Origin of the sequence: Moraxella sp. (genome assembly GCF_024227015.1) — a bacterium.
Lineage (GTDB): Bacteria > Pseudomonadota > Gammaproteobacteria > Pseudomonadales > Moraxellaceae > Moraxella.
The window spans coordinates 1-917 of the sequence record NZ_JAAELD010000256.1 but is presented as its reverse complement, the minus strand read 5'-3'; the positions used below and the strand labels follow the sequence as shown (position 1 = coordinate 917).

The window sequence follows — 917 nt, the reverse complement described above, 5'->3', positions numbered from 1 at the left end:
CCCCAACCGATGTCGGATTTGCTGTCTTCTAGGGCTTGCTGTTTTTCCATGCGTTTTTGCATTTCAAGCTCATAGAGCTTGGCACGCAGCATTTTCATGGCGGTGTCTTTGTTGGCGTGCTGACTGCGTTCGTTTTGGCACGCCACGACCACGCCTGTGGGCTGGTGAGTGATACGCACCGCACTATCGGTGGTATTGACGTGCTGACCGCCCGCCCCACTGGAGCGATAGGTGTCGATACGCAAGTCAGCAGGATTGATGTCAATTTGTACATTGTCATCAATCTCAGGCGACACAAACACGGCAGCAAAGGACGTATGACGACCGTTATTGCTGTCAAAGGGCGACTTGCGTACCAAGCGATGTACACCAATCTCGGTGCGTAGCCAGCCAAAGGCATAATCGCCCTTGACCGCAATGGTTGCCGACTTGATGCCTGCCACACCGCCTTCAGAAACTTCCAAAACTTCCGCCTTAAAGCCGTGACTTTCACACCAACGCAGATACATACGCAGTAGCATTTGCGACCAGTCTTGGGCTTCTGTACCGCCCGAACCTGCTTGAATGTCAAGATAGCAATTATTAGCGTCCATCTCGCCACTAAACATGCGCTTAAACTCAAGGTCTTCTACCTTGGCGGTGGCGGTGTCAAGCTCGCTTTGTACATCAATGAGTAGGCTTTCGTCATCTTCTTCTAGGGCAAGCTCTAGCAGATCGCTTGCGTCTTGTAGCGTGCGTTCAAGGCTTTCTATGGTGTCAATGATACTGTCAAGCAGGGCTTTTTCTTTGCTGATTTTGGTGGCGCTGTCGGGATCGTTCCAAATCTCAGGGTTTTCAAGCTCCAGATTGACTTCTTCTAGGCGTTCTTTTTTGCTGTCAAAGTCAAAGATACCCCCGAAGCTCTAACCCACGGTTGG

The 917-nt window shown here is 50.9% G+C and carries 1 pseudogene; it reads right to left on the bottom strand.

Annotation, left to right across the window (positions count from 1 at the left end):
• Nucleotides 1-917 (bottom strand): annotated as a pseudogene (prfB, locus tag GY683_RS06020) (peptide chain release factor 2); the annotation flags it as partial.